Below are 5,214 nucleotides of genomic sequence, written 5' to 3'. Positions count from 1 at the left end.
ATCGGAATCCTTCTCCCGACCCGGCAACATTTGCCGGGGCAGACACCACATATATCTGGTGATTAGGTCCGCCGCACGAAATCTAGTTATTTCTCGACTACAACTACTCTATGCGCTGACTCGGTGACAAGAGTCCCAAGTGCAACACGAATCGGTTTTTTCGGTTTTCCCCAACTTGCCCGGTCGCTGATGAGCCGGCGTCCCGTCGGGAGGCTTGCCGCGCGCCACTACGCGACGTTTTCGTTGACTTCATGGCCGAAAAACAGGATAAGCCGCACAGGCCGCCGCTTTGGCGGCTTTTTTGATTTTCCGGTACCGGAGACGCATATAATGAGCGGTTCGGCGCTTTACGAGACCTTTGCTCGCGCACCCCTGGCCTTCGACCACGGGGAAGGCACCTGGCTGGTTACCGACAAGGGCGAGCGATATCTCGATTTCGCCGGCGGCATCGCCGTCAATTCGCTGGGCCACAGCCATCCGCATCTGGTCGCCGCACTCACCGAGCAGGCCGCCAAGCTCTGGCATGTTTCCAACCTCTATGAGATTCCGGGGCAGAGCCGGCTTGGCGAGCGGCTGGCCGACGCCACCTTCGCCGACAAGGTGTTCTTCACCAATTCCGGCGCCGAGGCGCTGGAATGCGCGATCAAGACGGCGCGGCGCTACCATTTCGTCAAAGGAAATCCCGAGCGCTTCCGCGTCATCACCTTTGAGGGCGCCTTCCATGGCCGCACGCTGGCGACCATCGCGGCTGGCGGCCAGTACAAATATCTCGAAGGCTTCGGCCCCAAGGTCGAAGGTTTCGATCAGGTCGGCTTCGACGATATCGACGCCGCCGAAAAGGCGATCACGCCGGAGACGGCCGCGATCCTGATCGAGCCGGTGCAGGGCGAGGGCGGTATCCGCCCGGTGCCGACGCAGTCGCTGAAGCGGCTCAGGCAATTGTGCGAACAGCACGGCCTGCTGTTGATCTACGACGAGGTCCAGTGCGGCATCGGCCGCACCGGCAAGCTGTTCGCGCATGAATGGTCAGGTGTCACGCCAGACATCATGGCGATCGCCAAGGGTATTGGCGGCGGATTCCCGATGGGCGCCTGCCTTGCCACGGATGAAGCGGCCGTCGGCATGACCGCTGGCGTGCACGGCACCACTTTCGGCGGCAATCCGCTTGCCATGGCGGTCGGCAACGCCGTGCTCGATGTCGTGCTGGAAGACGGTTTCCTCGAAGATGTCCAGCGCAAGGCGCTGCTGATGAAGCAGGGGCTGGCGTCGGTCGCCGACGAATTTCCCGAAATCATCGAGGATATCAGGGGTGCCGGGCTGATGCTCGGCCTCAAATGCGCCATGCCCAACACCAAGGTGAACATGGCCTTGCGCGACCAGAACCTGCTGGCGGTTCCGGCCGGCGACAACGTCATTCGCCTGTTGCCGCCGCTCACCGTCACCGACGCCGAGATCCATGACGCGCTCAACCGCATCCGCGCCGGCGCCAAGGGCCTGGCGGAGGCGATCGCTTCCGCCGCGGCGAAGTAATCCCGGAACCATTGCAGATGTCAGTTCGCCATTTCACCGATCTTTCCACCGTTTCCGAAGGCGATCTGCGCTTGATGCTGGACGATGCGGTGGTGCGAAAGGCGCGCCTCAAGGCCGGCGAGCGCACCAAACCGCTTGAAGGCAAGGTGCTGGCGATGATCTTCGACAAGCCGTCGACGCGCACGCGCGTCTCCTTCGACGTCGGCATGCGGCAGCTCGGCGGCGAGACCATCATGCTGACCGGCACCGAGATGCAGCTCGGCCGCTCCGAGACAATTGCCGACACCGCCAAGGTGCTGTCGCGCTATGTCGATGCGATCATGATCCGCACCACCTCGCATGAGCGCCTGCTGGAATTGACCGAGAACGCCACCGTGCCGGTGATCAACGGATTGACCGACGACACCCACCCCTGCCAACTGATGGCCGATATCATGACCTTCGAGGAACATCGCGGTCCGGTCGCCGGCAAGACCATCGCCTGGACCGGCGACGGCAACAATGTGCTGCATTCCTTGCTTGAGGCCTCGGCCCGGTTCCGCTTCAACCTCAACGTCGCCGTGCCCGAGGGCAGCGAACCGGCGCAGAAGCATATCGACTGGTCGCGGGCACATGGCGGCAAGCTGCACTTCACCCGCTCGCCCGAGGAAGCCGTCGGTCAGGCCGACTGCATCGTCACGGATTGTTGGGTCTCGATGGGTCAGGAGCATCGCGCCCGCGGCCACAACGTGTTCTCGCCCTATCAGGTCAACGCCAAGCTGATGGCCAAGGCCAAGCCGGACGCGCTGTTCATGCATTGCCTGCCGGCGCATCGTGGCGAGGAAGTGACGGACGAGGTCATCGACGGGCCGCATTCGGTGGTCTTCGACGAGGCCGAGAACCGGCTCCATGCCCAGAAGGCCGTGCTTGCCTGGTGTCTCGGCGCTTGAAGTGTCTCGGCGCTTGAAGTGTCTGGGCGCTTGATCCCCGGGAGCTTGATCTGCGGGGGTGTGATGCCTATTTGCGCCGCATCACGCAAATCAAGCGCGTTTCGACGCATGCGCCCCGGAGGGCGGCATGGCCGCGCCCTGGAGCTTTGTCATGTTGGAAACCTATCAAGTGACTGAACATCACCCCAAACTCGGCGAATTTGGCTATGCCGGCGACGATCATGTCGTGCCGTTCGAGGTCGGCCCGCTCGATGTGCGGGGCCGCACCGTCCAACTCGGGCCGATGCTCGATGCCATCCTCAGCCGCCACGATTATCCCGAGCCGGTCGCCCGCCTGCTGGCGGAGGCCTGTGTGCTGACCGTGCTGCTCGGCACCTCGCTGAAGTTCGAGGGCAAGTTTATCCTGCAGACCCGCACCGACGGGCCTGTCGACATGCTGGTCGCGGATTTTTCCACGCCCTCGGCGCTGCGCGCCTATGCGCGTTTTGACGCCGACCGGCTGGAAGCCCTTGTCGCGGCCGGCGAAACTTCCCAGCAGACGCTGCTTGGCAGCGGCGTGCTGGCGCTGACCATCGACCAGGGCGCTCACACGCAGCGCTACCAGGGCATCGTCCAACTCGACGGCGAGACGCTGGAAGATGCGGCACGCACCTATTTTCGCCAGTCGGAACAGATCCCGACCGATCTCAGGCTGTCGGTGGCCAAGCTTTTGACGCCCGGTCCTGGCGGTGCCCGCGAGCAGTGGCGCGCCGGTGGTATCCTGGCGCAGTTCCTGCCGCAGTCGCCCGAGCGCATGCGCGTCCCGGACCTGCCGGGTGGCGATGGCGATCCGCGCGAGGAGATCCACGACCCAATCGACAATTCCTGGCAGGAGTTGCTGGCGCTGCTCGGTACGATCGAGCCGACCGAACTGATCGACCCGACGATCGGCGCCGAACGGCTGCTCTACAGGCTGTTCCACGAGCATGGCGTGCGCGTCTTCGGCGGCGTTCCGGTCGCCGACCAGTGCTCGTGCTCCAGGGACAAGATCCGCGGCATCCTCGAGGGTTTTTCCGCGCAGGAGATCAAGGACAGTACAGAGGACGGCGGCATCCACGTCGCCTGCGAATTCTGCTCGAAGCAATATGACTTCGACCCGGCGGATTTTGCGGCTCAGTAGCAGGGTTTTTCCTTCTCCCCGTTTACGGGGAGAAGGTGCCCGAAGGGCGGATGAGGGGCAGCGCAGACGGCGGCGACTGGCCGCACGTACTCAATCGTACGCCGTTGTGCACGCAATATATCCGAGAGTCCGGCGCCGCCCCTCATTGCCCTGCCGGGCATTTCTCCCCGTAGAACGGGGAGAAAGACGCTAATTCACCGTCCGCCGTGTCCCCGGCAGGTCCAGCGAAAACGCCGGAATGGCGATGTCGAACGTCTCGCCCCGCTTGTTGCGCATCGTGTAGTGCCCGACCATGATGCCGGATGGTGTCGAGAGCGGGCAACCGGACGTGTATTGGTAGCTGTCGCCGGGATTGAGTTCGGGCTGGTCGCCGACGACGCCGGGGCCGCGCACCTCCTCCACCCGACCGGTGCCGTCGGTGATGTGCCAATAGCGCGACAGAAGCTGCACGAAATCGTCCGACTGATTGTCGATCGTTATCTGATAGCCCCAGACATAGCGGTTTTCCGAGGGATCCGAACGGTCCTCCAGATAGAACGGCCTGACCTGCACTTCGATGTTGCGCGTGACGGCGCTATACATAAGCGGCTCCAAAAAAACGGTTCCAGCGGAACTTTCGGCGCTCTGTGCGGTTAGGTCAACCGACCGAAGCCTCCTCTGGCCGACCTCGCGGGCAGGTGCCGACAAAGAATGTCATTTAAGTGACATATGACAATGATGGTGTGCGCGGACTGGTGATGCGCGACTCGGGCGCTCTGCTGAACTGTTGAAACCGGCCATCTTGCGGACCGGTTTTCCTGGAGTGACCGGATCTCGATGGAACTCACTCTCATAGCCGCCACGCTTTCAACTGTCCTCATCCTCTCGAATCTCGCCAGCATCGTGCTCGCCGCTTCGCGTCTGAAACGGCGCCACACCATTGGGCCGCCGGCCGCCAAGCCGCGGCCGGTGTCGATCGTCGTGCCGTCGCGCGGCGTCGAGCCGTTCACGCAGGAGACGCTGGAACGCGCCTTCTCGCTCGATTGGCCGCGCTACGAGTTGATTTTCTGCGTTGCCCATGCCGACGATCCGGTGGTCAAATTGATAAACAGGACGATCGTCCGGTTTCCGAAAGTGCCAGCCCGGCTGCTTATCGGCGACGACCGCATCAGCGCCAATCCGAAACTCAACAATTGCGTCAAGGGCTGGGAAGCGGCGCGGCACGACTGGGTCGTCCTGGCCGATTCCAACGTGCTGATGCCGAGAGACTACGTCCAGCACCTGATGGCTGCCTGGCGGTCCGGCACCGGCCTTGTCTGCTCGACGCCGATCGGCTCCCGGCCTGCCGGCTTCTGGGCCGAGGTCGAATGCGCTTTCCTCAACACGCTGCAGGCGCGCTGGCAATATGCCGGCGAGGCGCTCGGCGTTGGCTTTGCCCAGGGCAAGAGCATGCTCTGGAACAAGCCGATGCTCGACGCCAATGGCGGCATCCGCGCGCTGGCCGCCGAGATCGCCGAGGACGCCGCCGCGACCAAGCTGGTGAACAGCCTCGGCCTGCGCGTCAATCTCGTCGCCGCCCCCTTCGAGCAGCCGCTTGGCCGGCGCTCGTTTGACGAG

5 protein-coding genes are annotated in these 5,214 nt (G+C 63.5%); 4 read left to right on the top strand and 1 reads right to left on the bottom strand.

Annotation, left to right across the window (positions count from 1 at the left end):
• Window positions 1-330: 330 nt before the first annotated feature.
• The 3 genes from EN750_RS17470 to EN750_RS17460 all read left to right on the top strand — a co-directional run bounded on the left by EN750_RS17470 (window position 331) and on the right by EN750_RS17460 (window position 3,618).
• Window positions 331-1,530: an aspartate aminotransferase family protein gene (locus EN750_RS17470; RefSeq protein ID WP_127397153.1), complete on the top strand. Its 1,200-nt coding sequence runs from the start codon at window positions 331-333 to the stop codon at window positions 1,528-1,530.
• 17 nt (window positions 1,531-1,547) lie between these two features.
• A complete protein-coding gene (gene argF, locus EN750_RS17465) occupies window positions 1,548-2,459 on the top strand; it encodes an ornithine carbamoyltransferase (RefSeq protein ID WP_127397152.1) in 912 nt (303 codons plus the stop codon).
• Window positions 2,460-2,586: 127 nt separating this feature from the next.
• Entirely contained in the window at window positions 2,587-3,618 is a 1,032-nt protein-coding gene (locus EN750_RS17460; protein WP_127397151.1) for an Hsp33 family molecular chaperone, read from the top strand.
• Window positions 3,619-3,807: 189 nt separating this feature from the next.
• On the opposite strand, the gene apaG is transcribed toward EN750_RS17460, so the two are convergent.
• Window positions 3,808-4,200, bottom strand: coding sequence for a Co2+/Mg2+ efflux protein ApaG (apaG, locus tag EN750_RS17455; RefSeq protein ID WP_013533640.1), 393 nt, complete (start codon window positions 4,198-4,200; stop codon window positions 3,808-3,810).
• Window positions 4,201-4,434: 234 nt separating this feature from the next.
• On the opposite strand from apaG, the gene EN750_RS17450 reads away from it, so the two are divergent.
• Window positions 4,435-5,214 (top strand): glycosyltransferase (locus EN750_RS17450; RefSeq protein WP_127397150.1); only part of this gene is annotated, 780 nt, incomplete at its 3' end.

Source organism: Mesorhizobium sp. M7A.F.Ca.ET.027.03.2.1 (assembly GCF_003999175.1).
In the GTDB taxonomy this organism is placed as follows: Bacteria; Pseudomonadota; Alphaproteobacteria; order Rhizobiales; family Rhizobiaceae; genus Mesorhizobium.
This window is presented reverse-complemented; position numbering and strand designations above follow the sequence as displayed.

Bases quoted from the DNA above. Each gene is read 5' to 3' on its own strand.
- apaG (WP_013533640.1), bottom strand. From the start codon at position 4,200: ATGTATAGCGCCGTCACGCGCAACATCGAAGTGCAGGTCAGGCCGTTC.
- EN750_RS17470 (WP_127397153.1), top strand. From the start codon at position 331: ATGAGCGGTTCGGCGCTTTACGAGACCTTTGCTCGCGCACCCCTGGCC.
- EN750_RS17460 (WP_127397151.1), top strand. From the start codon at position 2,587: ATGGCCGCGCCCTGGAGCTTTGTCATGTTGGAAACCTATCAAGTGACT.
- argF (WP_127397152.1), top strand. From the start codon at position 1,548: ATGTCAGTTCGCCATTTCACCGATCTTTCCACCGTTTCCGAAGGCGAT.